This is a genomic window from Polyangium sp. 15x6 (assembly GCF_029960785.1).
Classification (GTDB): domain Bacteria; phylum Myxococcota_A; class Polyangia; order Polyangiales; family Polyangiaceae; genus Polyangium.
Map to the genome: position 1 here is coordinate 24,245 of NZ_JASBQE010000037.1, position 23,913 is coordinate 48,157.

Here is a 23,913-nt window from a genome sequence, read left to right on the forward strand (position 1 = left end):
CGCATGCAATCGAAGACACCCAGGCTCGACGATATCCACGGCATTCCGGCCCGCGCGCGCAAGATGAAGCCTCTCAACGTGGGCCCGAACGAGCGCGTCGTCTCCGCGGCGATCGGCGGCGGCCTCGTCGCATGGGCGCTCTGGCGCAGGGGCGCGCTCGGCCTGCTCGCAGGCGCGTTCGGCGGCGCGCTCACCCATCGCGGGCTCCGCGGCCATTGTCCGGCCTATGAGGCTCTCGGGCTCAGCTCGCGCAAGGCCCCGAAGCCCACGCCCATGCCCCTCGGCGCGGCCGAAGAACTCACGCGCATCGAGCGCACCGTCACCGTCGCCCGCCCGGCGAACGAGGTATACGCCTTTTTGCGGGATCCGGCCCACGTCCCCCATTTCGCGCCGCACGTCGAGCGCGTGGAGGACCTCGGCGAGGGACGCATCCGCGTATGGACCGCCCTGAGTGGCGAGCGTTCCTCGTGGGAAGCCCATATCGATCTGGATCACGAGGCCCGGGCCCTCGTGCTCGGCCACGCGGAGGGTCCGCCGGAAAGGCTCGCGATTCTGCTTGGCGACGCCCCCGGCGGTCGCGGCACCGAGATACGGCTCGTGCTCGAGCTCTCGAAGACACGCGGCCTCCTCTTCCGCGCCCTCACCGCGGTGGCGGGCGCGGATCCGGACGCGTGGGCCCGCGCCGGGCTGCGCCGCCTGAAGATGCTGCTCGAAGCCGGTGAAATCGTCACGACCGAGGGACAACCCTCCGGCCGGTTCATCCCCCTGACGCGCGCGGCGGCCTGACGCCGGGACGAACGAACGACGAAGGGAGAACGATCATGCAGGCGCTCTGTTATCAAGGCGTGAACCGCGTCGGAGTCGAGACCGTCCCCGACCCCGAGCTCCTCGGCCCCCACGACGCCATTCTGCGCGTCACGATGTCGAGCGTGTGCGGCTCGGATCTGCACCTGCTCGACGGATACGTACCCACGATGCGGCGAGGCGACATCATCGGCCACGAGTTCATTGGCGAGGTCCTCGAGGTCGCGACCGAAGTGAAAAGCTCCGCCCCGGCATGCGCGTCGTCGTGGACTCGATCATCGGCTGCGGCCATTGCTTCTTCTGCCAGAGCGAACAGTATGCGCTCTGCGACAACACGAACCCGAAACCCGAGCTCACCGACAAACTCTACGGCTACCCGACCGCGGGCATCTATGGCTACTCGCACGCCTTCGGCGGCTTCGCGGGCAGCCACGCGACGTACGTGCGCGTGCCGTTCGCCGACACGAATGCCTTCGAGGTCCCCGAGGGCCTGCCCGACGAGCGTGTCGTCTTCGCCTCGGACGCTCTGCCCACGGGGTACATGGGCGCCGACCTCTGCAACATCCAGCGCGGCGACGTCGTGGCCGTCTGGGGATGCGGCGGCGTCGGGCAGATGGCCATTCTCAGCGCCTATTTGCTCGGGGCCGAGCGGGTCATCGCGATCGACCGCTTCCCCGAGCGGCTCGCCATGGCCCGGGACCGGGCGGGCGCGGAGATCCTCGATTACGAGCAGGTCGACGTGCGCGAGGCCCTCCGCGAGATGACCGGCGGCCGCGGCCCCGACGCGTGCATCGATTGCGTCGGCATGGAGGCGCACGGGACGGGCATCGATTACGCCTACGACCGGGTCAAGCAGGCCGTTCGCCTGGAGACCGACCGGCCGACGGTCCTGCGCCAGGCGATCCTCGCATGCCGCAAGGGCGGCACCGTCTCGATCATGGGCGTCTACGGCGGATTCGTGGACAAGTTCCCCATGGGCGCCGCGATGAACAAGGGGCTCACGCTGAAGATGGGCCCGCAACACGGCCAGCGGTACATCCCGCGGCTGCTCGAGCACATCCGGAAAGGCGAGCTCGACCCGAGTTATCTCATCACCCACCGCGCCCGCCTCGCGGACGGGCAAGAGGCCTACGACACCTTCAAGGAAAAACGTGACGGTTGCATGCGCGTCGTCTTCACGCCCGAGGCCTGATCAGTCGTCGAGACAAGCATTGAATGCGACGCTGCAACCCTCGCTCGGGTCGAGCGCGCAATTGACGCACGGCTGCGAGGGATCGCTGCCCACGCAGAGGGTCGCGGTGCAGACGGTCGCGCACGGCCCCGCGCACAAGCACCCGAGGAGCGTGTCGTGCAGCGACTGAGACTCGGGGCAAAAGGGAAGCTCGGGGTGCATGTCCGAGAGGAAGTTCGAGCAGGTCTTGCAGAAACCGCCGCAGGGCATGAAATCGTCCGCGGTCCCATTACAATCCTCGTCGAGCCCATTGTCGCAGATCTCGGCGGAGGGCAACACCTCGCCCTCACACGCGCCGGGCGTGCCGCTCTCCGTACAGACCCGGACGCCGGCGTGGCAGATCCCCACGCCGTTCGTGCTCGGCGGGCCCGTGTAACAAGACTCCGCCACCTCGCCGGGCGTACACGGCGGCGAACCGCCGCTGCCGCCCTCCGCATCCACGACGACCTTCGCGCCGCAGGCCGACCCGACGAGGCAAAGGAACCCGAAGCCCAACCAAGAGACCGTTCGCATGGGACGTACCTCTAAAACGGCCTCACCCCGCCTGTCATCTTTCCGTCGCCCAGGACGACGCGACGCATCATCGTGGCATTGCATCCTCGCAAGGCCGCGGCCGCCTTTTTCCCCGCTGCAAGGATGGTCACGCCGATTCCCACGCCACAACTCCATGAAAAGATTCGGTTCCGGCGAGCGAAGCCGGCTGGATCGGTCGTTGCAAAGAGGATCGCGGAGTCGGTCGTGCCGGGAGTTGCGTCATGAGCACATCGTCGTCATTCGAAGAGCGGTTCGGATCGCACCGCCTGCGTTTCGAGGCCCCGGACGAGGTCTGCACCGTGCTCGACGGCCCGCTCACCGTCGAAGAGGCCGAGGGGATCATCGGCCGGATCTACGAGCTCGGCCGGAAGCATGGCCCCCTGCTCTCGAGGCTCGACGTCTCGCGGTATCAGACCTCGGGCGATCGCGTGCGGCAGGTCTTCTTGCGGGGCGGAGGCGACCTCATTCCGGTCCGCGCCGGCGCCATTTTCGGCGCCTCGTTCCCCATCCGCATCGCGATGTCGATGGTCCTCACCGCGGGCGCCCACATCCTGCCGAGCCGTTTCTCCTTCCCGGTGACGTTCACCCCGACCGAGGCGGAGGCCCGCGCGTGGCTCGCCTCCCATCGCCCCGCCAATTCGGTGCGCGGCAGCGCTCTCTTGCCCACCGGAACCTGAAACGGCAAACGTGGCACGGCGCGCCGCGCCCCGTCCGTCACGGCGCAGGCGGCAGCGCAAGGAATTCGCTCCCCGCTCCGCGCGAACTCCCTGCCGCTCGACCATGCTCGACGCCCTCCTTCGTCAGGACGACGGCGAGCTGGGTCGCGTTGGCGAGCTCGATACCGCGCTCGTCGAAGACCTCCTTGATGAACTTGCGCAGGATCCGCGGAATCGGATCCGGATCGCCCGCGGTGAGCTTGACGGCGACACGAACCACGATGCCGCTCTGCGCGATCTGCGTCACGCCTCGAACGACCAGCTTGTCGAGCACGCGACTCCGGTGCGCCTCCTCGAGGCGCTTGCCCGCCTCTTTCAACGCGTCGAACACCTCGTTCAGGTTCGCGTCGAGGCCGACGACGATGTCCACCACGGCGTGAACGTACTCGCGTGAGAAATTGATGATCGTGCCGATGTCGCCATTCCGGAACGTGAACATTCGCCCAAAGCCGTCCCGGATCATGGTAACCCGGAGCTGGACCGAGTCGACGACGCCTTCGCAGTCGCCGATCCGCACGTAATCGCCTTTGAGCAAGTGCCCCTCGAACAGGATGAAGAAGCCGCTCACCATGTCGTTGACGAGCTTCTGGGCCCCGAGCCCCACCGCCAGGCCCACGATGCCGGCGCCGGCCAGGAACGGCTTCGTGTCGATCCCGACCTGATCCATCATGAGCAGGCCCGCGCCGAAATAAATCACGTAGGTGACGACGCTCTGGAGCAGATACACCAGCGTCACGCGGTGCTTCGCGGTCTCGTCCTCGGCGCTTTTTTTCCCGGCGAACGCCTCGACGAGGAGCACGCGCACGAGCTCGGCCAGCACGCGGGCCGCGAAGAAGGTCCCGAGGAGCCGGATGATGCGAGGGCCATAAGGCGCGAAGGCCTCGAGCGTCTGGAACTGCCGAACGACGAGGGTCGCCGCTGCGAGGTGGATGATGGCCTCCAGGATCCGCTTCGCCAGCGGCGACAGCTTGCGGATGCTCACGTAATAGACGCTGAACGCCGATTTTTCGAGGCGCGCGGCGCCGACGTGGTCGAGCCCTTCGAGGCTCAGGACGCCGAGCACCGAGGCCGCCCGCGCGACGCACACGACGAGCAGGACGTAGAGAATCGTGTCGAGCAACCAATGGACGCTCGACGGCAGGCCGAGCGAAGCGCTGCCGAGGCGGTGCAGACCATAGAGGAACGCGACGTTCCCGAGGCCGCCGGCCCTCTCTCGAAAGAGCGTGATTTCCTCTTTCTGGCTCTGGAGGGCCGCGACGGCGCGGAGCCGCGCTTCGAGGCGGTCGAGCAGCGACTTGAAGAAGACACGGAGGGCGAGCCAGCCGACGCCGATCGCGACGACGATCCCGACGCCACGGAGCAAATCCTGGCCCGTTCGGACGCTCGCGTATTCGACGAGCCGGTTCGCCCACGGGTGAAGATCGATATCCCGGATGATGGCAATGGCGAGCGTCGCGCAGCCCGCCACCACGACGAGCAGCGATAGGACCGTCGCCACGAGGCGCAGCGACTTCTGCACCTGCTCGGCGGCGCTCTCGACGGTCTTCGAGCGAACCGACTGCGTGGCCTGCCGCACGACCCACCGCAAGAACACGGTCAAGGCGAGCGGCGCGAGGAGCAGGATCGTGGTGGCGACGACGGTCAACGCGACGTTGTTCGAGACCGTGTCGAAAGAAAAACGGGGCAACGGCATGTCATCTACCTCGTGACGTCGTGCTGCTTCGCTGGGGCGCGATACCTACCGATCGACGGGTGATTGTCAGCACGGCGCGCTGGAGGGGGCATCCCCCCCACGCCACTCTACACGAGGCCCCGGGAAAAAGAACGGCCCACGGGTGAACCCCCGCAGACATCCTTGCCACCCCGCGCGGGCGTGGAAAGATGCCCCGCATGACCCTACGGCACCTCCTGCTCCTTCCGCTCCTCCTCCTCGCCTGCAACAAGGAAGCTCCTGCCCCGGCGCCGGAGGCGAAGGCCCCGGAAGGAAAAACCTCCGCGGCCGCGGCGGCCTCGGACAAACCGGCGGCGGGCGCCGAGGTCGGCAAGCCCGCCCCCGATTTCACGCTCACCGACTACGAGGGCAAGACCCACCACCTCGCCGACTACCGCGGCAAGATCGTGGTCCTCGAGTGGTTCAACCCCGAGTGCCCGTTCGTCAAGGCTTCGCACACGAAGGGCTCGCTCAAGGGATACTCCAAGCGCGCCGTCGAGAAAGGCGTCGTCTGGCTCGGGATCAACTCGGGCGCGCCGGGCAAGCAAGGCCACGGCCCGGAGCGCGTCGCCGAGGGGCGGAAAGCGTTTGGCATGGAAAACCCCGTGCTCGCGGACGAGACGGGCAAGGTCGGACACCAGTACGGCGCGACGAACACCCCGCACATGTTCGTGATCGACGCGCAGGGCACGCTCGTCTACCGCGGGGCCATCGACAACTCGCCCGACGGCGAGGGCGAGTCGCCGAAGGACGGCAAGCTCGTGAACTACGTCGACGCGGCCCTCGAAGACCTCGCCGCCGGTAAGCCGGTGCGCACGCCCGACACCCGCGCTTACGGTTGCAGCGTCAAGTACGGCTCGTAAGCCCCCCGCCATTGTCTGGACCGCACGACCTCGGGTAGTCTCGGCGGCATGTCGAAGTCCACGCCGCCGGACGGGCCTTCCCCTTCCGCCATCGACGACGCCGTCACGGTGCCGCGCGCAGAGCAGGCGGCGGCCGCGGGCGGCGAGCCGAGCGCCATGCTGATCTCGTCCTCGGCGCTGGAGGAGCGCGGGCAAGGCTCGCTGCTTCAGGACGAGCTCGCCTCGCTCGTGGGGAAGCTCATCTCGGATCGGTACGTCGTGCACGAGCTCATCGGGCACGGCGGCATGGGGGCGGTCTACCGCGGCGAGCAGGTGCACCTGCGCAAGCGCGTCGCCATCAAGGTCCTCCGGCCGGACATGGCGCGGATGATCGAGCTCTCGGTCCGGTTCGAGCGCGAGGCCATCGCGGGCGCGCACGTGAGCCATCCGAACGTCGTCGCGGCCACCGACTTCGGCAAGCTCGACGACGGCTCGCAGTTCTTGGTCCTGGAATACGTCGAGGGAACGTCGCTGAAGGACCTCATCGAACAGGGCCCGATGCCCCTCGATCGGGTGCTCTCCATCAGCCGGCAGATCACAATGGCCCTCGGGGCGGTGCACGAGAAGAGCATCGTGCATCGCGACGTCAAGCCCCAGAACATCCTCGTCGACGCGAAGGGCACGGTCAAACTGCTCGATTTCGGCCTCGCCAAGGTGCGCGTCGAGCTGCTCTCGGATCAGGGTCGCAATGCGAAGCCGAGCCCGGCGCTGACGGGCGTCGGCATGGTCATGGGGACGTTCGCGTACATGGCGCCCGAGGCGGCGCGTGGCATGGAGGGCGTCGACGCGCGCTCGGATCTGTATGCGCTCGGCGTCGTGATGTACGAGATGCTCACGGGCAAACGCCCGTTCGAGGAGAAGGATCCGGGGCTGCACCTGAGAAAGATCCGCAGCGAGGATCCGCCGTCGATGCGGGAGCGCGCGCCGGAGATCAAGGTGCCGCCGCGGATCGACGCCCTCGTGCTGCGGCTCCTCGCGCGGGAGCCCGATCGGCGGTTCGCCTCGGCGAACGAGGTGCTCGCGGCGCTCGACGAGGCGGCCGCGGCGCCCGAGAAGGAGCTGGAAAAGGCGCTGGGGAGCGAGATCAAAAACGCGCCCGAGGCCGCGCCCACGCAGGCCGCTTCCCCCGCGCCGAAGCGCCTCGACAAACGCTCGCTCATCTTGATTGCCGCGGGCCTCTCGGCGGTCGCGGTGCTCCTCCTCGTCGTGGTCCTCCTCCGCGGAGGGTCCGAAACGACGGAGGCCTCGGCCCCCACGGCGAGCGCGGCGCCCGCGCCGAGCCCGACGACGGCCCCTGCGAGCGCGCCGACCGATATCGAAGGCGCGGACGCGACGGAATGGGCCGAGCGGCTCCGGCGGGCGGCCTCTCGCAAAGAATGGCGGCCGGGGGCCAAGGCGTTCCTCGCGCTCGCCAAGCTCGATCCTGCGCGCCTCACCGGCTCCGAGCTTCGCGGCGACGTGGCCGCGGTCGTCGCGGGGATCGGCTTCGAGACGAGCTTTGCCGAGTCGGATCAGGTCTTCGACGCGCTCGAGAACGAGCTCGGCAGCGGCGGCCTCGATGTCCTCTTCCACGTGGTGCGGACCCGCGGCGGCTCGAAGGCGAGCCGTCGGGCCCAGGACATCCTCGGAAAGCCGGGCATCCTGGAACGCGCCACGCCCGCGCTGCGTGTCGCGTACGAGCTCCGCAAATCTGCTTGTCCCGACAAGCGCGCGCTCTTTTCGCGCGCGGCCGAGGAGGGCGACGGGCGCGCCCTCGAGGAGCTCTTGATCGTGAAGGACGTTCCCTGCTCGGCCAAGCGGGATCCGTGTTGTTATCGCGAGGACGCGGAGCTGAAGGACGCGATCACGAAGCTCCGGGCAAAACTCGGGGGCTGATTTCCACGGCTCAGGCGGTCTCGATGCGCGACGCGAGCTCGAGCCCGAGCTCGCCCACCGAAAGCTCGCGCATCCGGAACTTTTGCACCTTCCCCGTCACCGTCATGGGGAATTCATCCACGATCTTCCAGTAACGCGGAATCTTGAAGGTCGCGATCTTGCCTTTGCAAAATTCGACGAGCTCGGCCTCCGCCAGCGCCTCGCCCGGCTTCGGCCGGACCCAGGCCATGATCTCCTCGCCGTATTTCGCGCTCGGCACCCCGATCACCTGCGCCTCGCCGACGCGCGGATGCAGGTGCAAGAACTCCTCGATCTCGCGCGGATATACGTTCTCGCCGCCGCGGATGATCATGTCCTTGATGCGGCCGACGATGTTCACGTAGCCCTCCGCGTCGATCGTCGCGAGGTCGCCGGTATGCATCCATCGGCCGGCGTCGATCGACGTGCGCGTGGCCTCCTCGTCGTCCCAGTAGCCGAGCATCACGCTGTAGCCGCGCGTGCAGAGCTCGCCGGCGACGCCGCGCGGCAGGACCCTGCCCGTCTTCGGATCGACGATCTTCACCTCCACGTGCGGGTGCACGCGGCCCACGGTGCCGACGCGTTTGTCCTCGGGATCGTTCGTCGCGCTTTGCGTGGAGACGGGCGAGGTCTCGGTCATCCCGTAGCAGATCGTGACCTCCCGCATGTGCATCTGCGAGACCACGCGCCGCATCACCTCCACCGGGCACGGCGATCCCGCCATGATCCCCGTGCGGAGCGAGCGCAGGTCGAACTCCTTGAATCGCGGGTGATCGAGCTCCGCGATGAACATCGTCGGCACGCCGTAGAGCGAGGTACACCTCTCGGCCTCGACCGCCTCGAGCACCGCGAGCGGGTCGAAGGCCTCGCCCGGGATCACCATCGTGGACCCGTGCGACGTGCACGCGAGGTTTCCCATGACCATGCCGAAGCAATGGTAAAACGGCACGGGAATGCAGACCCGGTCGTCGGGGCCGTAGCCGAGGGCCTCGCCCACGAAAAACCCGTTGTTCAGCACGTTGTGGTGCGAGAGCGTCGCGCCCTTGGGAAAACCCGTCGTGCCCGAGGTGTACTGGATGTTGATCGGGTCGTCGAACGAGAGCTCGGCCTCGCGCTCGGCGAGCGCGTCGTCGCTCACGTGCCCGCCCGCCTCCACGATCATCTTCCAGTCGTCGTCGACGATCAGGACGAGCCGGAGCTCCGAGAGGCGCGGGCGAACCTCCGCGATCATCTCCACGTAACTCGTCGTCCGGAACCGCCGCGCCGCGAACAGCACCGAGACGCCGGATTTCCGCAATGCGTATTCGAGCTCCGCCGTCTTGTACGCGGGATTGACGTTCACCAGAATGGCGCCGACGCGCGCCGCCGCGTACTGCAGGACGACCCATTCGAACCGGTTCGGCGACCAGAGCCCCACGCGATCGCCCCGCTTCACGCCGAACGCCACGAGCCCCCGCGCGACGCGCGTCGTGGCCTCCCAGAGCTCGCCGTACGTCATCCGCACGCCTTGCGAGCGGACGACGAGGGCCTCGCGCTCCGGGTATCGCGTCGCCGTGCGACGCAGATTTTCCCCGATGGTCTCGCCGAGCAGCGGCGTCGCGCTCGTGCCGTGGGTGTAGGAGAGAACGGCCGTCATGGCGCAGCATCGTGGCACGACGCGGCCGCGCCCGGGAGATGAAACGAACGAGGACGGACGTCCGGGGCGTATTCCGCGAGTTTCAGCGATGCTCGACGGTTGACGGGGCACACGGGCCCGCGGATGATGGGTGGGGGCACCATGGCAGGACGCATCGCAGGCAAGGTGGCGCTCGTGACGGGCGCGGGGTCGGGCATCGGGCAGGCGACGGCGGAGCTCTTCGCGGAGGAGGGCGCGCGCGTGGTGGTCACCGATATCGACGTCGCCGCGGCGGAGGCAGCGGCCACGCGCATCGCGACGCGCGGCGGCCAGGCGCTCGCCCTGGAGCTCGACGCGACGGACGAGGCGGACTGGGAGTCGGTGATCGACCGCGTGCTCGCGGGCTGGGGCCGGATCGATATCCTGGTGAACAACGCGGGCATCGCGTCGAGCGCCCCGCTCGCCGACAGCACGCTCGCCGATTTCCGGCGCGTGGTCGCGGTGAACCTCGACAGCGTTTTCCTCGGTACGCAGCGGGGGATCCGGGTGATGCGCGGCGCGGGCGGGGGCAGCATCGTCAACGTGGCGAGCGCCTCGGGCAAAAAAGCGAGCGCGGGCGCGGGCGCGTATTGCGCGAGCAAGGCCGCCGTCGTGATGCTGACGAAGGTGGCCGCGCTCGAAGGCGCGCCGCACCGGGTCCGGGTGAACGCCGTGCTGCCGGCGGGCGTGGAGACGCCGATGTGGGAGAAGCAGCCGTTTTTCCAGGCGCTCGTGAAGGAGCTCGGCGACGTGCGGGACGCGTACACGGCGCTCGCGAAGACCTCGCCGTTCGCGCGGTTCGCCGCGCCGCGGGAGGTCGCGGCGGCCATTTTGATGTGCGCTTCGGACGAGAGCTCGTACGTGACGGGCGCGGAGATCGTGGTCGACGGCGGGTATACGGCCTGATTCAGGGCGTGTTCAGGATTCTGAGCACCCGCACCTTGATCCCTTTTTCGTCTTCGAGCCGCACGCCCACGGCGACCTCGGCCCCGAACGCCCGGATGTCGAGCAAGCGCACGTCCGTCCACAGGTCCGAGTAAAGATTGTAGGTCGACGGCGCGTCGATCGGGAGCGTGAACAGGGGGTCGACGAGGAGATTTCCGGGCTCGTATCGCGCGATCACGAGCTCGTTCTTCGTCTTCACGTCCTCGACCACGCCGCCGCAGATGCACATCGACTCCTCGTCGAAGCATTGCTTCTGGTAGACGCGCATGTAATCGAGGTGGCTCACGATCCAGGCGAGCCAGACCTTGCCGTCCGCGGTCCGCGTGATCCCGAAGGCCCCGTTCTCGATGCCGGTCGCGGTCTCGTGGCAAGGGGCCGGGCAGGTTCCGTTTTGTGAATCGTAATCGGTGGTGGGCGGACAAACGTAAGGCGGGACGTTCGTGTCCGGGATCTCGATCTCGTCGGACGCCTGGCCCTCGGGCCACACCACGTGCAGGCCGACGTCGTGCTGGATGACGGCGACGAACGGCTCGACGCCCGCGCCGAGCGCGCTCGCCGGGGCCTGTGTCGTGCGGTATTTCGTGATGACCGAGGGCACGGAGACCCCGGTCAGGACCTCCGGCGGATCACCGTATGCGAGATCGTAAAAGGAGCCGTTCGGAATGAACCCGAGCGAGACGGGCGCGCCCGAGGCGTCGATCGTGAATCGACTCCCCTCGCCGACGGTCTGCACGGGCGAGGACGAAAAACTCCCGTCCACCGTACGCCTCGCGAGCGAGACTCCGCTCGGCGGCTCGCTCGCGTACCACACGTACGCGATGCCCGTCGGATCGATCTCGAAATCGTGGACCGGCACGTAACGATCGTCCCTGTCGGCGACCGTCTCTTTCACGAACCCGCTCCCCTCCGGGCGCACGAGCACGAGGCCGTTCGGGTATCCGACGGGCGACGTGCTCCCGTCGATCGTCGTCTCGTCGCCGACGGCGTACACCTCGCCGGCCGGCCCCTGCGCGAGCACCATCGCCGTCGCGTCGAGCCGCATCGGGAATTCCTCGAACCGGCTGCCTCCCGAAGGCGTGATCTCGAAGAGATAGGTCCCCTCGTGGCTCGACGTGCCGAGGAACGTGCCCGTGGGCCCCGGCGCGACGCGCACGCCGGCCGCGCCGAATTCGCGCTCGGTGCAGCGCACCTCGATGTCCGCCGTGATGGGGCAGTTCCCCGCGGGGCATCCCACGTCGTGCGAGGCCACCTCGAAGGAGCACGTGATGGGATCGCCGCCGGATCCGCCGGATCCGCCGCCTCCGCCGGCCCCTCCCCCGCCCGCGCCGGGAGGCTCGTCCGGCCCGCCGCAGCCCGCCGCGGCGTGCACGATTCCGACGAACATGGCCCCGACGAACGACCCGCGCAATGCCCTCATGACGCATCCACCTCGCGTGAAAAGGAAGGCGAACACGGCACCAGAATGACAGGCGCCTGTCAAGCCCCGCCGAGGACCTCGAAGAGCATTTCGAGCATGCGGTACGTCAATCCCCACACGATTCGTTGCTCGACGGCGAACGCCGGCATGTCGAGCACATTCCCTTCGTGATTGTAGGCGTATCGCGCCGCGCTCTGGCCACGCGCCATCGGGGCGATCGGCGCCCATATCACCTCGGCCACCTCGGCGCTCAGCTGAAACGGCGGCGGCTCGGGCTCGTCGAGGGCGAACACGAACGGCGTGATGGTCATTCCGACGCGCCGCGCCCGGGCCACGGCGGGCACGTCCGCGAGCCGCGCCAAAAAGCGGCCGTGCTGCGCGAGATCGAGCCCGATTTCCTCCTCCGTCTCGCGCAGGGCCGTGTAATAAAGGCTCGGATCCGCCGGCTCCCGCCGCCCGCCCGGGAAGGCCATCTGCCCCGACCACGGATCGCCCTGCCGCTCGGAGCGGCGGATCAAAAGGACCTCGGCCTCGTGACCCTGGGGGTTCGGGGGCGCAGCTCCGCTTGCCGGAGCGGAGCCCCCGAGCGTGGACCGCGGGGCACGTAGGATCGCCGCGACGGCCGCTTGTCGCTCCGTCGTCACGGCCTCGGACACGAGATCGAGCATAGCGAGTCGGGCAGCGACGGCGGCGAGATCATACGAGGTGGACACGGCGTTTCCCCTCACATGGCTAGCGGCGCGCGCGGGAGACGTCAAGGGAAGGGCTTGACGCCCCGAGTCCCCATCGTGGTATCCGGTCATGATGGGACACAAAACGCTTTTTTCTCTCCTCGCCCTGGTCGGGGTGCCCACGGTCCTCGCAGCTGCGTGCGGATCGAGCGGCGCGGGGGGCACAGGCGCGGCTTCGGGTTCGGGCGCGGCCGGCTCGGGTGGCCAAGCCGGCGCGGGCGTGGGCGGCGAATTCGTGGGCTCCGTCGGATCCGGCGGCGCGGCAGGCGCGGGCGGCGCGCCGTCGTCGTCCTCGGGCGCCGGCGGAAATCCGCTCGACGCGGGGCTCGAGGATTTCTGCATGGGCAAGGGCGCGATCCCGATCCCGAACTCCGGCGAATGCACGGGCGACATCGGCAAGAAGACCTTCCTCTTCGCCGCCTGCTCCTGCACGGGCTTCGACGCGAACAACACCATCGTGACCGACTCGTTCTCCTCGATCGACCCGAACAAGCCGCTCGCGGGCGGCTCGATCGGCGTCAATGGCAATTACAGCGCGCAGGCCGCGACGAGCATCAAGGGCGCGCTGCTCGTGAAGGGCTCGATGAGCACGACGAACCAGCACGACGTCGTGCAGGAGCTGCAATGCGGCGGCAATGCCACGATCTCGCACGTGGCCCTCGCCCAGAGCAACGCGACGATCGGGGGCGTCGTGAACAGCAGCAACAAGGAGCTCACGATCCAGGGCAAGCTCTTCACGCCGCTCGCCGACAACACGTCGAAGGTAAACGCGCTCGGCGGCTCGGTCGTGGGCCCGGTCGACATCGAGACGCCCTGCAACTGCGACGATCCCGTCGACGTCGCCGGCATCGTCCAGGCGTTCGGCGGGACGAACGACAACGACGAGAATGGCGTCGCCGCGGACGTGCTCGTGGCGAATCCCAGCATGCCCACCGAGATCACCCTGCCTTGCGGCCGGTATTTCCTCTCGGGCATCAAGTCCGACAGCACCGTCACCGTGCACCTCACGGGCCGCACGGTGCTCGCGATCGACGGCGACATCGCGGTCGCCGGCAAGCTCACGATCGACCTCACCGACGCGGCCGAGCTCGATCTCTTCGTGAAGGGCAACGTGGCCCTGACGAACCAGGCCGCGATCGGCGCGATCACGCGCCCCGCGGCCACGCGTGTGTACATCGGCGGCGCGCAGGTGGCGCTCGCGGGCGAGCTCGTGCTCGGGGCGAACCTCTACATGCCGAACGCGGCGCTCCAGGCGAGCAACGCGCTCGAGATCTACGGCGCCGTGTTCGCGAAGAGCATCGCCACGGCGCACCAGTTCAAGGTCCATTACGACGAAGCGATCATCACGATCGCCGGCTGCCAGCCGCCGGACAGCGCGTGCACCGATTGCCACGATTGCGTGAACCCGACGCCCGCCTGCGGCCCCGGCGGAACGTGCGGCCCCTGCAGCACGGACAAAGATTGCTGCCCGCCGCTCGTCTGCACCCCGAACGGCACGTGCGTGCTCCCGCCGCCAAAGTAAAACGTCATTCCTGGCCCCGCGGCGCCTCGCCGAGAATCGCGAGGTTTCGCGGAGTCGCGTCCGCGTCGAACACCTCCGCGACCCGCGCCGTATACCCTCGCTCTTCGAGCGCCGCCGCCCGGTCCAGCACGACCGCGATTTCCAGCGGACGCGCGAGCATCGCGCGCGGCAGCGTCCAGCGCCGGATCCGGCCGAACTCGATCGCCGCTTCCGCCTCGTGCTCATGGATCTCCGCCTCGGTCGCCGGCGCGAGCCCCCGGAGCGCGAGCGCCCGCGCCGAGAGCTCCGCGAGCCCTTCGCGCGCCCTCCGCCGGTTGATGCCACGCATCTCCTCGCCCGGCGAGATCGCAACGCCGCGCGCCCTGAGCAGCCGCGCGAGCGCGTGCCTGTTTTTCCGCGCATCGAGCATCTCCGCGAGGCTCGCCTCCACGCCCACGAGCCGCGTCGTCAGGTTCGAAAGCCCGAGCGCCTCGCGCGGGAGCACGAGCCCGGCCGCTCGCGCCGCCGCGGAGAGCGGCTCTCGCGCGGGCCCGTCGATCTTCTGCAGGCAACACGACACGAGCGCCACGTCGCACGGCGCCCTCGATGCTTCGAGCACCAACCGATCGCCGAGCGACCCGCACGCATGCAGCCCGACCGCGAGATCGTCGGGCGAAAGCAGGATCGGATCGCGGAGCGCGTCGAGCACGACGAACCTCGCGCGCGAGCCTCGCCCGAGGATCGACGCCGCCTCCACGCGCCGCGGCTCGCGCTCGATCCCCACCGCGTCGCGATCGAACATCTCCGCCGCGAGGCGCGTGAAGTGCCCCCGCCCCGCGCCGATGTCCACGATTCGCCGCGCCCTCTGCGCCATGGGCTCGACCGCGTCGAGCAGCGCTTCGAGCTGCCGCGTCTTGCGCTCGGAGACCGATCGAGGCCGATCGAGCCGCGTCCCCGGGCTTTGCGCGAGCCGCGCGGGCAGCGCCGAAACCTCGAGCGCCGAGCGCCCGAGCTCCACGAGCGACGGCGGCGCGCCTCGGAGCATGGGCAAGCGCGCCGCGAGCCCCTCGGCCTCGCAGCGGGCGAGCTCGTCGTCGGAGAGCGCGCCGAGGAACGCGGTGAACCCGCGCGCCTCGCAAAAGGCGGGCGGCTCTGCCGAATCCGGCCGCCCGCGCAGGATGTCGAGCGCCGGCGCGACGAGCGCGAGCGCCCGTGCGAGGCTCTCCGAGACGAACCGGGGCGCGGCTTCCATGGCCGGCAAAGCGAACGGCCCCACAAGCCTTCTGTCAAGCTGTACGTTTCGTGCCTTCGGGCTTCTACTCGCGCCCCTGCGTGGTGTAGGCTCCCGCCGAGCGCCGCATGGCCACCTGTCCTACTTGCCTTGCCACCTACTCGGGCGACGTCGCCACCTGCCCCGCCGACGGCACGTCTCTCGTCCCGGACGACGCGATCCCGGCCGCGGCCCTCCAGCTCGAGGCCGGCCGGATCGTCGGGGAATATCGCATCGAACGCAAGATCGGCGAGGGCGGGTTCGGCGCGGTGTACGCCGCGGTCCACCCGGTCATCGGCAAATCCGCGGCGATCAAGGTCCTGAACCCGCAATACTCGCACAACCCGGTGATGGTCTCGCGGTTCGTCGCCGAGGCCCGCGCGGTCAACCAGATCCGCCACCGCGGCATCATCGACATCTTCTCGTTCGGCAAGCTCGACGACGGGCGGCAGTATTACATCATGGAGCTGCTCGAGGGCATGACCCTCGAAGGGTACCTCCGCCAGCGCGGCCGCCTCCGCCCCTCCGAAGCATTGCCCATCCTGCGCCAGATCGCCCGTGCCCTCGACGCCGCGCACGCCGCCGGCATCGCCCACCGCGATCTCAAGCCGGAGAACGTCTACCTGGTCTTCGACGAGGACGGCTCGGTCTTCCCCAAGCTCCTCGATTTCGGCATCGCCAAGCTCCTCGGCGAATCGCAGGGCCACAAGACGCGCACGGGCACGCCCATGGGCACGCCGCTCTACATGTCGCCCGAGCAATGCCGCGGCAAGCAGGTCGACCACCGGACGGACATCTATTCGTTCGGCGTGATGACCCACGCCGTGCTCACGGGCGGGCCGCCGTTCATGGGCGACGACGTGATGGACGTGCTCATGCAGCAGGTCCAATCCGCCCCGCCGGCCCTTTCGTCGGTTTGTCCGGACATCCCGACCGGACTCGACGCGCCCGTCTTGCGGATGCTCGCGAAGGATCCGACCGAGCGCCCGGCCTCGGTGACGGCCGCGATCGACGCGGTCGTCGACGCCGCGCGCGCGGCGGGGATCGAAGTGCCCTCCGTCGCCACGCGCTCCAGCGAAAAGCTCCCGCACATCGACACGCCCGCGGCGTTGACGCCCGCCCAGCAAGCCGTTTTCGGGCAGGCGACGACGATGATGCAGCCGGAAGCGGCGCCGGCGACCACGGGTTCGTCGGGGGATCAGCCCAAAGCGACGCTCCGGTCGACGCCGGACGCCATGCCGAGCCGAAGGTCCAAGGTCCTTGTCGTGGCCCTCGGCGCGGGCCTCCTCGTCGCGGGGACCGTCGCGGCGACGCTTCATTTCTCGCGCGGCGGGCCGGACGCCGTCGCCGCGCACCCGCCGCCGCCTCCCCCACCGCCGCCGACGCTCCCCGCGCTCCCCCCGGAGAAAACGGCCGCGCCGGAGCCCACGGTCGTGCCGGACGTGCCGCTCGACATCGAGCTCCGCGTGCAGGCGACCCCGGAGAACGTCGAGGTCCACCTCGGCGAACGCAAGCTCGGCGTGGCGCCAGGCCCGTTCAAGATTCCGCGCGGTGATGCGCCGGTCGAGCTCACGTTCTCGGCGAAGGGACATCAATCGAAAACGGTCTCCGTCGAGCCCAACCACAACATCCTGATCCCGATCACGCTGGAGAAGGAGAAGCTGACCTCCCAGCCGCGACCGGGCGGGACGGCGAAGACGGTGAAGAATCGTGGCGAACTCGAGTATTAGCTTCCGGCGGCGCGCGGCGCTGCTCGGCCTCGCCGCGTTCCTCGGGGCCGCGGCGGTGGTGAGCTGCGAGAGCCTCGAAAACGTCGACAAGAACGAATGCGGCAACCGCGTCCTCGAAACGGGCGAGGATTGCGACGGAAACCTCGTCCCCGGCGAGGAGGCGGTCAACGGTCTCACGACCGTGCCCCCGAACCTCTGCGGCGCCACCTGCCGCTACGTCTGCAACCTCGCCGATGATCCGACCGTGGTATGTCCGGCCGATTTCGGCTGCGGGATCGACGGCACGTGCCGCAAGCCCGGCGGGCTCTCCACGCCGCCGCTCTCGATCGGGGGCGGCGGCGTGCGGCGCTTCCTCTCCGGCGATTTCGACGGCGACGGCCGGCAGGACGCCGTGGCGCTCGGCGACAACTCGCTCGACATCCTGTTTTTCGGGACGAACGGCCTCATCGATCGCTCGCTCACGGTGCCGAACGAGCGCCGTTTGCCCGGGGTGGGCGATATCGACGGGGACGGCACCTCGGATCTCGTCCTGAACCTCGGCGACGCGCTCGGCGTCCTTTCGGGGCAGGACAACCGCACGCTCAAGCCGTGGAGTTACCATTCGGGGGAGCTGGAGAGCGGCGGCACGCGGCTCGTCCCCCTCGGCCGGATCGGCACCGAAAACACGCTGCTCGCGTTCATCACGAAGGAGGGACAAACCCACCTCGAGACGATCACCGTCAACGGCAACGCCGAGCCCGTCCACAAGAAGGTGGGCGGGATGCAGGAGCTGGTCTTGTCGGGGACGCTGGTCGGCGCTGTCGCCGTCTCCGAAAACACGAAGAGCGGCTCGAAATGCCCGGTCGTCGCCTTCGAACTCGCATCGACGCCCTCGCAGGTGGTCCTCCTCTCCTGCGGCGAATCCGGCCAGCTCGCGGAGGAGCCGAAGCATACCGTGATACCGCTGCCCCTCGGCGGCGCGGCCTGGGCCGGAGCATTCTTCGCGGACGCGGACGACGACGGCGACGACGACCTGCTCGTCGGGGCCGCGGAGCGTCTCCACTTCTTCGCGAACGACGACACGGGCAAGTTCATGGAGGCCGTGAACCCGGGGGACGATAGCCCCCTTTTGCCGCTCGTCGTCGAGCCGGGCCAGTGCGGCGGCCGCGTCCTCGCCGGGCCGCCGCTCGCGGTCGGTCATCTCGACGGCAATCGAGCGCTCGACGTCGTCGACGCGCGCGGCGTGCTCTACAATCCGTACTATAAAAAAGAAGCGATCAAGAAGAGCTGCATCTCTCCGTCCAGCGTGAGCTGGGCACACGCCATCATCGGCGATTTCAATGGCAACGGGCTCCCGGACGTCCTCGCGTCGCGCTCGGCGCAGACCCTCCTCGACGTGTGGAGCAGCGTCCCAGGGGGCGAGCTCAATACGTTCACCGTCCCGGTGGAAGAGCTCGTCGGCGAGCTCGCCCTCGGCGATTTCGACGGTGACTCCGTGGACGACGCCGTGCTCCGGTATGCTCCGCCGCCTTCGCCTGGCAACGAAATGATGACGCCCGCGAGCGAGCTCATCGTCCTCTTCGGCCGCCCGCTCGCCGCGCCCGAGGCGCCCTTCTCCCTCGGTTTTTATCGGAGCCTCGAGCACATCGCCACCGGCCGCGTGAAAGGGACGAACGCCATCGGTGCCCCCGATCTCCTCGACGATCTCGTGGTCCTCTCCGCCGCCGCCGGGGACTCGGGAGGGGCGCAAGGCATGCCGAAGCCTTTCACGATCATCGAGGGCAACGTCGGGCGACGGCTCCTCGCTCCGCTGACCATCAAGGGCACGTCGGATGGCGCGCCGCCGGGCACGATGCCGGTCACGGCCAGTGCACCGACGCAGATCATCGTGTCCCGCTTCGGCGTCGAAGCCTGCAATATGCAAGGGGGCCCGGGAGAATCCGCGCAGGGGACCCGGGCGACCATCGCGGCCGCGACAGACAGCGCGGTCTGGCTCGCGGGGTGTCGTCAAGACGGCTCGTCCCTGCGGGTCCTCGAAGAGCTGGATACGGGCAAGGGCAACATACTGCTCGCGCCGGTGAATTACAGCCAGAATCGCGACGCGCTCGGGGTCTTCCTCAAGGCGGAGACCGGGGGTCGCGGCCTCTGGGTCGCCGATTACGACCCGAAGACGGGTTTCGAGGCGTCTCCCAAGCTGGGTGACATCTCGAGCGTGCTCGAGGACCTCGTCCTGCCAAACCCCGATCCGTTCGACGCGCCGGCGGTCGTCGTCGATGTCGACGGCAATGGGCGGCGCGACGTCGTCCTCCTGGCGAACACGGTGGGCCCGATGAAAGACGCCCGGCCCCGGAGCGCGGTCGCCGTCTACTGGAACGACGGCACGGGCACGGAGACGCTCGACGGGAAGCGGCCACCGACGGTCATCACGATCCCCCAAGAGCTCCTCGAAGACCCCGACACGTCCACGGATGGCAATACCTCCAGCGACGACCTCATCCAGGGGATTGCCGACATCGCATTTCTGAACATCGACGGGGACGCGGCCCGGGAGCTCGTCGTTCTCACGCAGCGAGGGCTCTACGTGCTCGACCTGGGCAAGGACCAGGACGGGAAACGCGTATTCAAGCTCCCGGAGGACGACAATCCGTTCGCCCGACTCCCGGGCGGCCAGGCGCTGCTCGCGATCGACGCGAACAGCGACGGCGTCGATGATCTGCTCGTCGCCGAGGGCCCCAGGCTCCTCCTCTTCCTCGGCAAGGAGGCCGCCCGATGAGGCGTTTTTTCGCGGCGCTCGTGATGCTCGCGCTCTCGACCGGGGCGGGGCTCTCGCTCGCGGGCCCTTCGGAGGTCGATTCCCCCGAGGCACGCGCCTATTTCGAGACCGGCGCCCGCGAGTACGAGAAGGGCAATTACGCGAACGCCGTCCGCGCCTTCGAGCAGGCGTACGCGCTCACGACGCGCCCCGGCCTGCTCTTCTCGATCGCGCAGGCCTACCGCAAGCAATACGGCAATGACGGCAAGCCGCAGAACCTGCGACAGGCCGTGGATTATTATCGCCGGTACCTGGCCACGGACACGACGGGCAAGCGGCGTGGCGAGGCGGACGCGGCCATCAAGGACATCGAAGCGATCCTCTCGCGCTTGCCTCCCGAGGTGCAGAGCACGCCCGCGCCCGAGGAGGCGCCCTCGACCCAGATCTCCATCACGACGCAGGTCGAGGACGCGACCATTTCGATCGACGGCGGCCCGCCGCGCTCGCTCGAGGCGATCGACGTCACGCCGGGCAAACACAAGGTCGTGGTGCAGGCGCCCGGATATTTCCCCGAGGAGCGCGAGGTGCCGGCCAAGCAAGGCCAGATGACGGCGCTCGACGTTCCCTTGCGCGAGATGCCGGCTTTGGTGTCGATCACGGGCCCGGCGGGCGCCTCGGTCACGGTGGACGGTTTGCCCAAGGGCGCCCTGCCGCTCCAGGCGCCGCTTCAGATCGAGGCGGGCGTCCGGACCCTCAGCGTGAGCTTGAACGGATTCAACACGTTCACCACGGAGCTCGATCTCGGCCGTGGAAAGTCGGAGGACGTGAAGGCCGCGCTCGATCGCACGCGGCAACGGATCACCTCGTTCGTCCTCATCGGCGGGGGAGCGACCTTCGTCGCCGGCGGCGTCGTCATGGCCTTCATCGCCGCGAGGGCCGGCGAGAAGGCGAAGGAGATCAACGATATCCGCAACAACGGCACGATCAGCGAGACCGAGCTCGACGATTACCTCGACTATCGGGACGCGCAGACGACGCTTCGCAACGGCGCGACCGTGGCGCTCAACGTCGCCGCGGGCATGGGGGCCCTCGCGTTCCTCCTGTATTACTTCGACGAACCCCGGCTCGCCCCCCCGCGCAAGAAGGATGACAAGAAGCCCAAAGGCCCGGATCCCTCGCGCCTGCGCGAGATCGCGGTCGTGCCCGCGGTCGGCCCCGGCGTCGTGGGCCTCTCCTTCGGCGCCCGGTTCTGATTCGCCCGCCGAGAACATCGAGCGGTTTGACAACCGCTCGATGTTCTCGGCTTCTTTCGTCCCGAGGGGGACGCCTCGCGTCCCCCTCTCGTCCGGGCAAAGCCCGGACGATTCACCCCCCGAGGCGAGCTCGTTTCGCGATCTCGCAAAGCGCCGAACCGTTCGGCGCTCTACCGCCGCTTGCGACGCATCGCCGCCGCAAAGACGAGCGCCCCGATCACCGCGCCCATTCCTCCCAGGCCTCGGGGCGATCCCGGCGCCGCGCTGCAACCTCCGGCTTCGTCCGTCGTTCCGTCGACGCCGAGGTCGGGCATCGAGCCGGGCGGCTGGCTGCATTGTGCATAGTCGAGCTTGCAATCCGCCATGCAGGTGAGTGGACCTTCGCCCGCCCCTGCTTCCGCGCAATCACTCACCAGAAACAGCTCGCCGTCGCATGCCTCGCCCGCTTCGAGCTTACCGCTGCCGCAGACGGGCGGCGGGTGGTTGTCGGGGTTTCCGGGGTTGTACACGAAGCCCTTCGGATCCGGGTCGCCCTTCGTCCAGAGACAATCGGGGTCGCCGAGCTCCTGCCCGTTCGTCCAGCCATCCTGATCCGAATCGAACTCGCAAAGCGGCGCCCAGTTCACGTTTTGCTCCTGCACGGGCACGTCGCCCACGAGCTGCAAACGTGCATCGCCGCCGAAATCCGTGTTGTAACTGGCCTTCGTATCGCCGTGGCAGTTCAAGCAGCCGTATTTGGTGCCGTTCGGGATGTCGTTCACCCGGAATGGACGCGCGGAGGCGGCCGTGGCGAAGGTGAACGAGGCGAGGCCGACGAGGAGAACCGAAGATCGCAAGGAGGGCGTCATTCGCCGAGCGTAAAGACGGCTGGCCGGAGGCGTCAAGCGAACCTCCTACCCCTCTCGCGAGGGCGGCCAGGAACGTGGTATAGGTACGCCCCATGGTTCCCTGCCCTCGCCGCCCGGGTCTCGCGCGCTCGTCGGTCACCGCCGCCGTGCTCGCCGCGGCTTGCGTCACGCTCGGCCTTCCCCTCGCCTGCACCCCGACCGAGCCGCGGACGGGGCAATGGAAGCCGACCGAAGGAACCTTCGACGACCCGCGGCCCGAGAACACGACGAAGGCGACGTCGGAGCCCACGACGAAGCCAACGGCAAACAAGCCGCCGCCGCCGCCGCCTCCTCCTCCTCCTCCGCCCCCGCCTCCGCCTCCTCCACCTCCGCCGCCTCCCCCGCCTCCGCCCCCGCCTCCTGCGCCGACCGCGACGATTGGCGTCACCGGTCCGAGCTGCGTCATCAAAGGCACGTCCCCGCTCGCGAAGGGCACTCTGCTTTACGACGCGCCCGTGGGTGGCCGGGTCATTGCGAGCTTCCAGGGCGGATACGTCCCGATGTCGATGAGCGAGATCCCGCCGGATCCGGCCATTCAGCGCTCGAAGATCACCACACGCGCGAGCGAGCCTTCCTTCCGGCTCGAAGGGTACGTCGCGACGACCGCGATCCCGGTCTGGAGCGGCCGCGACATCCCGATCGTCTCGGGCAACGTGTGGATCGCGACCGCGCAGAAGCTCAAGATCACCGGGGCGAAGCTCGGGTTCGTCACGGTCGAGATGCCCATTTTCGGCACGAATGGCCAGAATGCCACGGTCAGCGCGCCCTGCGACGCCCTCGCGTTGCAGCGCGGCACGCCCGTGCCCGTGGAGGTGCCCGGCAATGGCCGCGGCTTCCTCGCGAAGCCCCAGGACGTCGATATCCTCGACGGCCCCGCGGGCAACGTCGTCTACACGCTCCGCATGAACGTCGCCGACGTGAAGCTGTTCTGGAGCACCGAGCAGACCGGATCGTTCGTCCACGGAAAGCTCCGCGCCGATCTCGCCATCGACGGGTGGATGCGCTGGTCCGATCTCACGGCCCTACCGAAGGGCGAGATGCTGGATCAATACATTCCCCCCGAGACGAGCGTCGCGGGCGCGCAGCTCGTCATGGATCCGCCGCCGCGCGTCGCCCGCGCCTCGAAGGACATCCCGATCCGGTTCCGGCGCGACGAAAAAGAGCGGCCGATCGGCGTGATCGAGGCCGGCGCCGAGCTCCTCGTGCTCGAGACCATCGCGGGCTGGACGAACGTGCTCCCGAAAGCGGTGTTCGCCCTGCCCGACGACGCCGGCGGCTTCTGGATTCCCGCCGGCGAGACGCCTCGCTGATCACTCCGCCACGACGTCCGCGGTCGCCCCCGCCTCCTCCAGCAATCGCCGATACCACTTCGCGGCTTGTCGCGCGCGGCCCGGGAGCGCGCGCGTGCCCCAGAGGACGGTGAACGTGCGCCGCGTCCCCGCGTGGGTCTTCGTGCGTTGCGCGTCCTTCACGCCGTTCGCCGACGCGCCTTCCGCGTCGAAGAGGCAAAGCAGCCCGCCGAGATCGATCTCCTGCCCCGAGGCATTGAAGACGTATTTCTCGCCCGGCTTCGCGATCCCGATCCGGAGCGGCGGCGTCGCGCGGTCGAGGTCGATCACGCTGATGGGCAGGCCGCTGTGCAAGGAGACCGCGTTGCACGTGTCGACGGCCGCGTTGATCGAGCCGAGCGCGCCCTCGGTCACCGCGCGGACGAGGTACTCGGACGAAGGCTTGCCCCGGCCCGTCGGCTTGTATCCGCCGTGCCGCAAGAGATCCCGCACCGCCGCACGGACCGCCTCGTCGGCCGAGAGCGGCGCCGCGGCGCCCGGCGTGAGCAGCGCGCGGACGCTCGCGGGGACTTCGATTTCGCCGAGCGGCGCGGGAAACGTGGTCGTGAAGGCGGCGGCCTCGAGCAGCGGGTGGGGATCGATCGTCAGCATGGGAGGCGCATCCTAGCCCGGCGCGGGCCGCTTGACACGAGGGGGCCGCCGCGTGCCTCATGG

The 23,913-nt window shown here is 68.9% G+C and carries 18 protein-coding genes and 1 pseudogene; 11 read left to right on the top strand and 8 right to left on the bottom strand.

What is annotated here, in order from left to right; genetic code table 11:
* Nucleotides 1-3 precede the first annotated feature (3 nt).
* Nucleotides 4-786, top strand: a complete 783-nt coding sequence (locus tag QHF83_RS25865; protein WP_282420607.1) for a YgaP-like transmembrane domain — start codon at nucleotides 4-6, stop codon at nucleotides 784-786.
* A 35-nt stretch (nucleotides 787-821) separates the two neighbouring features.
* Nucleotides 822-1,996, top strand: a pseudogene (locus QHF83_RS25870) (zinc-dependent alcohol dehydrogenase).
* Here the strand turns inward: QHF83_RS25870 and QHF83_RS25875 are convergent.
* The gene (locus QHF83_RS25875; protein WP_282420608.1) at nucleotides 1,997-2,548 is read right to left on the bottom strand and encodes a hypothetical protein; all 552 of its coding nucleotides are present in this window, start codon (nucleotides 2,546-2,548) and stop codon (nucleotides 1,997-1,999) included.
* Nucleotides 2,549-2,790: 242 nt separating this feature from the next.
* On the opposite strand from QHF83_RS25875, the gene QHF83_RS25880 reads away from it, so the two are divergent.
* Nucleotides 2,791-3,246: a hypothetical protein gene (locus QHF83_RS25880; protein WP_282420609.1), complete on the top strand. Its 456-nt coding sequence runs from the start codon at nucleotides 2,791-2,793 to the stop codon at nucleotides 3,244-3,246.
* A gap of 37 nt (nucleotides 3,247-3,283) precedes the next feature.
* Here QHF83_RS25880 and QHF83_RS25885 read toward each other — a convergent pair whose 3' ends face one another.
* Nucleotides 3,284-4,978: a mechanosensitive ion channel domain-containing protein gene (locus tag QHF83_RS25885; RefSeq protein ID WP_282420610.1), complete on the bottom strand. Its 1,695-nt coding sequence runs from the start codon at nucleotides 4,976-4,978 to the stop codon at nucleotides 3,284-3,286.
* Between the two features lie 197 nt (nucleotides 4,979-5,175).
* Between QHF83_RS25885 and QHF83_RS25890 the strand changes: the two genes are divergently transcribed.
* Together QHF83_RS25890 and QHF83_RS25895 are read left to right on the top strand one after the other, a co-directional pair.
* Nucleotides 5,176-5,859, top strand: coding sequence for a thioredoxin family protein (locus QHF83_RS25890; protein WP_282420611.1), 684 nt, complete (start codon nucleotides 5,176-5,178; stop codon nucleotides 5,857-5,859).
* A 48-nt stretch (nucleotides 5,860-5,907) separates the two neighbouring features.
* Nucleotides 5,908-7,773 carry a serine/threonine-protein kinase gene (locus QHF83_RS25895; protein WP_282420612.1) on the top strand — a complete coding sequence of 622 codons (1,866 nt, stop codon included), beginning with the start codon at nucleotides 5,908-5,910 and terminating at the stop codon, nucleotides 7,771-7,773.
* A gap of 10 nt (nucleotides 7,774-7,783) precedes the next feature.
* On the opposite strand, the gene QHF83_RS25900 is transcribed toward QHF83_RS25895, so the two are convergent.
* Nucleotides 7,784-9,427 carry an AMP-binding protein gene (locus QHF83_RS25900; protein ID WP_282420613.1) on the bottom strand — a complete coding sequence of 548 codons (1,644 nt, stop codon included), beginning with the start codon at nucleotides 9,425-9,427 and terminating at the stop codon, nucleotides 7,784-7,786.
* A 141-nt stretch (nucleotides 9,428-9,568) separates the two neighbouring features.
* Between QHF83_RS25900 and QHF83_RS25905 the strand changes: the two genes are divergently transcribed.
* Complete coding sequence (locus tag QHF83_RS25905; protein WP_282420614.1) at nucleotides 9,569-10,351, top strand: SDR family NAD(P)-dependent oxidoreductase; 783 nt, start codon at nucleotides 9,569-9,571, stop codon at nucleotides 10,349-10,351.
* A gap of 1 nt (nucleotide 10,352) precedes the next feature.
* Here QHF83_RS25905 and QHF83_RS25910 read toward each other — a convergent pair whose 3' ends face one another.
* Nucleotides 10,353-11,807: a hypothetical protein gene (locus tag QHF83_RS25910; protein WP_282420615.1), complete on the bottom strand. Its 1,455-nt coding sequence runs from the start codon at nucleotides 11,805-11,807 to the stop codon at nucleotides 10,353-10,355.
* 59 nt (nucleotides 11,808-11,866) lie between these two features.
* Nucleotides 11,867-12,520 (bottom strand): CoA pyrophosphatase, encoded by a 654-nt coding sequence (locus QHF83_RS25915; protein WP_282420616.1) that lies wholly within the window; start codon nucleotides 12,518-12,520, stop codon nucleotides 11,867-11,869.
* 91 nt (nucleotides 12,521-12,611) lie between these two features.
* Here QHF83_RS25915 and QHF83_RS25920 point away from each other — a divergent pair, with 91 nt between their 5' ends.
* A complete protein-coding gene (locus QHF83_RS25920; RefSeq protein WP_282420617.1) occupies nucleotides 12,612-14,060 on the top strand; it encodes a hypothetical protein in 1,449 nt (482 codons plus the stop codon).
* Nucleotides 14,061-14,064: 4 nt separating this feature from the next.
* Here the strand turns inward: QHF83_RS25920 and QHF83_RS25925 are convergent, their stop codons facing one another.
* Nucleotides 14,065-15,291 carry a methyltransferase gene (locus QHF83_RS25925; protein WP_282420618.1) on the bottom strand — a complete coding sequence of 409 codons (1,227 nt, stop codon included), beginning with the start codon at nucleotides 15,289-15,291 and terminating at the stop codon, nucleotides 14,065-14,067.
* Between the two features lie 107 nt (nucleotides 15,292-15,398).
* On the opposite strand from QHF83_RS25925, the gene QHF83_RS25930 reads away from it, so the two are divergent.
* From QHF83_RS25930 to QHF83_RS25940, 3 genes are read left to right on the top strand one after another with little or no spacing between them, the layout of a single operon-like run.
* A complete protein-coding gene (locus QHF83_RS25930; RefSeq protein ID WP_282420619.1) occupies nucleotides 15,399-17,039 on the top strand; it encodes a serine/threonine-protein kinase in 1,641 nt (546 codons plus the stop codon).
* Nucleotides 17,020-19,791: a VCBS repeat-containing protein gene (locus QHF83_RS25935; RefSeq protein ID WP_282420620.1), complete on the top strand. Its 2,772-nt coding sequence runs from the start codon at nucleotides 17,020-17,022 to the stop codon at nucleotides 19,789-19,791. Before QHF83_RS25930 ends, QHF83_RS25935 begins: the two co-directional genes overlap by 20 nt.
* On the top strand, nucleotides 19,788-21,023 hold the full coding sequence (locus QHF83_RS25940) for a PEGA domain-containing protein (RefSeq protein WP_282420621.1): 1,236 nt from the start codon (nucleotides 19,788-19,790) through the stop codon (nucleotides 21,021-21,023). Before QHF83_RS25935 ends, QHF83_RS25940 begins: the two co-directional genes overlap by 4 nt.
* A gap of 170 nt (nucleotides 21,024-21,193) precedes the next feature.
* Here the strand turns inward: QHF83_RS25940 and QHF83_RS25945 are convergent, their stop codons facing one another.
* A complete protein-coding gene (locus tag QHF83_RS25945) occupies nucleotides 21,194-21,859 on the bottom strand; it encodes a hypothetical protein (RefSeq protein ID WP_282420622.1) in 666 nt (221 codons plus the stop codon).
* A 104-nt stretch (nucleotides 21,860-21,963) separates the two neighbouring features.
* Between QHF83_RS25945 and QHF83_RS25950 the strand changes: the two genes are divergently transcribed.
* Nucleotides 21,964-23,220, top strand: a complete 1,257-nt coding sequence (locus tag QHF83_RS25950; RefSeq protein WP_282420623.1) for a hypothetical protein — start codon at nucleotides 21,964-21,966, stop codon at nucleotides 23,218-23,220.
* On the opposite strand, the gene QHF83_RS25955 is transcribed toward QHF83_RS25950, so the two are convergent.
* Nucleotides 23,221-23,850 carry a phenylalanine--tRNA ligase beta subunit-related protein gene (locus QHF83_RS25955; RefSeq protein ID WP_282420624.1) on the bottom strand — a complete coding sequence of 210 codons (630 nt, stop codon included), beginning with the start codon at nucleotides 23,848-23,850 and terminating at the stop codon, nucleotides 23,221-23,223. It abuts the gene before it with no gap.
* Between the last annotated feature and the right edge of the window lie 63 nt (nucleotides 23,851-23,913).

What these genes read in the sequence shown, in the direction of transcription:
- QHF83_RS25955 (WP_282420624.1), bottom strand. Translation starts at nt 23,850, where the DNA reads ATGCTGACGATCGATCCCCACCCGCTGCTCGAGGCCGCCGCCTTCACG.
- QHF83_RS25930 (WP_282420619.1), top strand. Translation starts at nt 15,399, where the DNA reads ATGGCCACCTGTCCTACTTGCCTTGCCACCTACTCGGGCGACGTCGCC.
- QHF83_RS25875 (WP_282420608.1), bottom strand. Translation starts at nt 2,548, where the DNA reads ATGCGAACGGTCTCTTGGTTGGGCTTCGGGTTCCTTTGCCTCGTCGGG.
- QHF83_RS25880 (WP_282420609.1), top strand. Translation starts at nt 2,791, where the DNA reads ATGAGCACATCGTCGTCATTCGAAGAGCGGTTCGGATCGCACCGCCTG.
- QHF83_RS25905 (WP_282420614.1), top strand. Translation starts at nt 9,569, where the DNA reads ATGGCAGGACGCATCGCAGGCAAGGTGGCGCTCGTGACGGGCGCGGGG.
- QHF83_RS25920 (WP_282420617.1), top strand. Translation starts at nt 12,612, where the DNA reads ATGGGACACAAAACGCTTTTTTCTCTCCTCGCCCTGGTCGGGGTGCCC.
- QHF83_RS25900 (WP_282420613.1), bottom strand. Translation starts at nt 9,427, where the DNA reads ATGACGGCCGTTCTCTCCTACACCCACGGCACGAGCGCGACGCCGCTG.
- QHF83_RS25950 (WP_282420623.1), top strand. Translation starts at nt 21,964, where the DNA reads ATGGTTCCCTGCCCTCGCCGCCCGGGTCTCGCGCGCTCGTCGGTCACC.
- QHF83_RS25890 (WP_282420611.1), top strand. Translation starts at nt 5,176, where the DNA reads ATGACCCTACGGCACCTCCTGCTCCTTCCGCTCCTCCTCCTCGCCTGC.
- QHF83_RS25865 (WP_282420607.1), top strand. Translation starts at nt 4, where the DNA reads ATGCAATCGAAGACACCCAGGCTCGACGATATCCACGGCATTCCGGCC.
- QHF83_RS25885 (WP_282420610.1), bottom strand. Translation starts at nt 4,978, where the DNA reads ATGCCGTTGCCCCGTTTTTCTTTCGACACGGTCTCGAACAACGTCGCG.
- QHF83_RS25925 (WP_282420618.1), bottom strand. Translation starts at nt 15,291, where the DNA reads ATGGAAGCCGCGCCCCGGTTCGTCTCGGAGAGCCTCGCACGGGCGCTC.
- QHF83_RS25910 (WP_282420615.1), bottom strand. Translation starts at nt 11,807, where the DNA reads ATGAGGGCATTGCGCGGGTCGTTCGTCGGGGCCATGTTCGTCGGAATC.
- QHF83_RS25940 (WP_282420621.1), top strand. Translation starts at nt 19,788, where the DNA reads ATGAGGCGTTTTTTCGCGGCGCTCGTGATGCTCGCGCTCTCGACCGGG.
- QHF83_RS25895 (WP_282420612.1), top strand. Translation starts at nt 5,908, where the DNA reads ATGTCGAAGTCCACGCCGCCGGACGGGCCTTCCCCTTCCGCCATCGAC.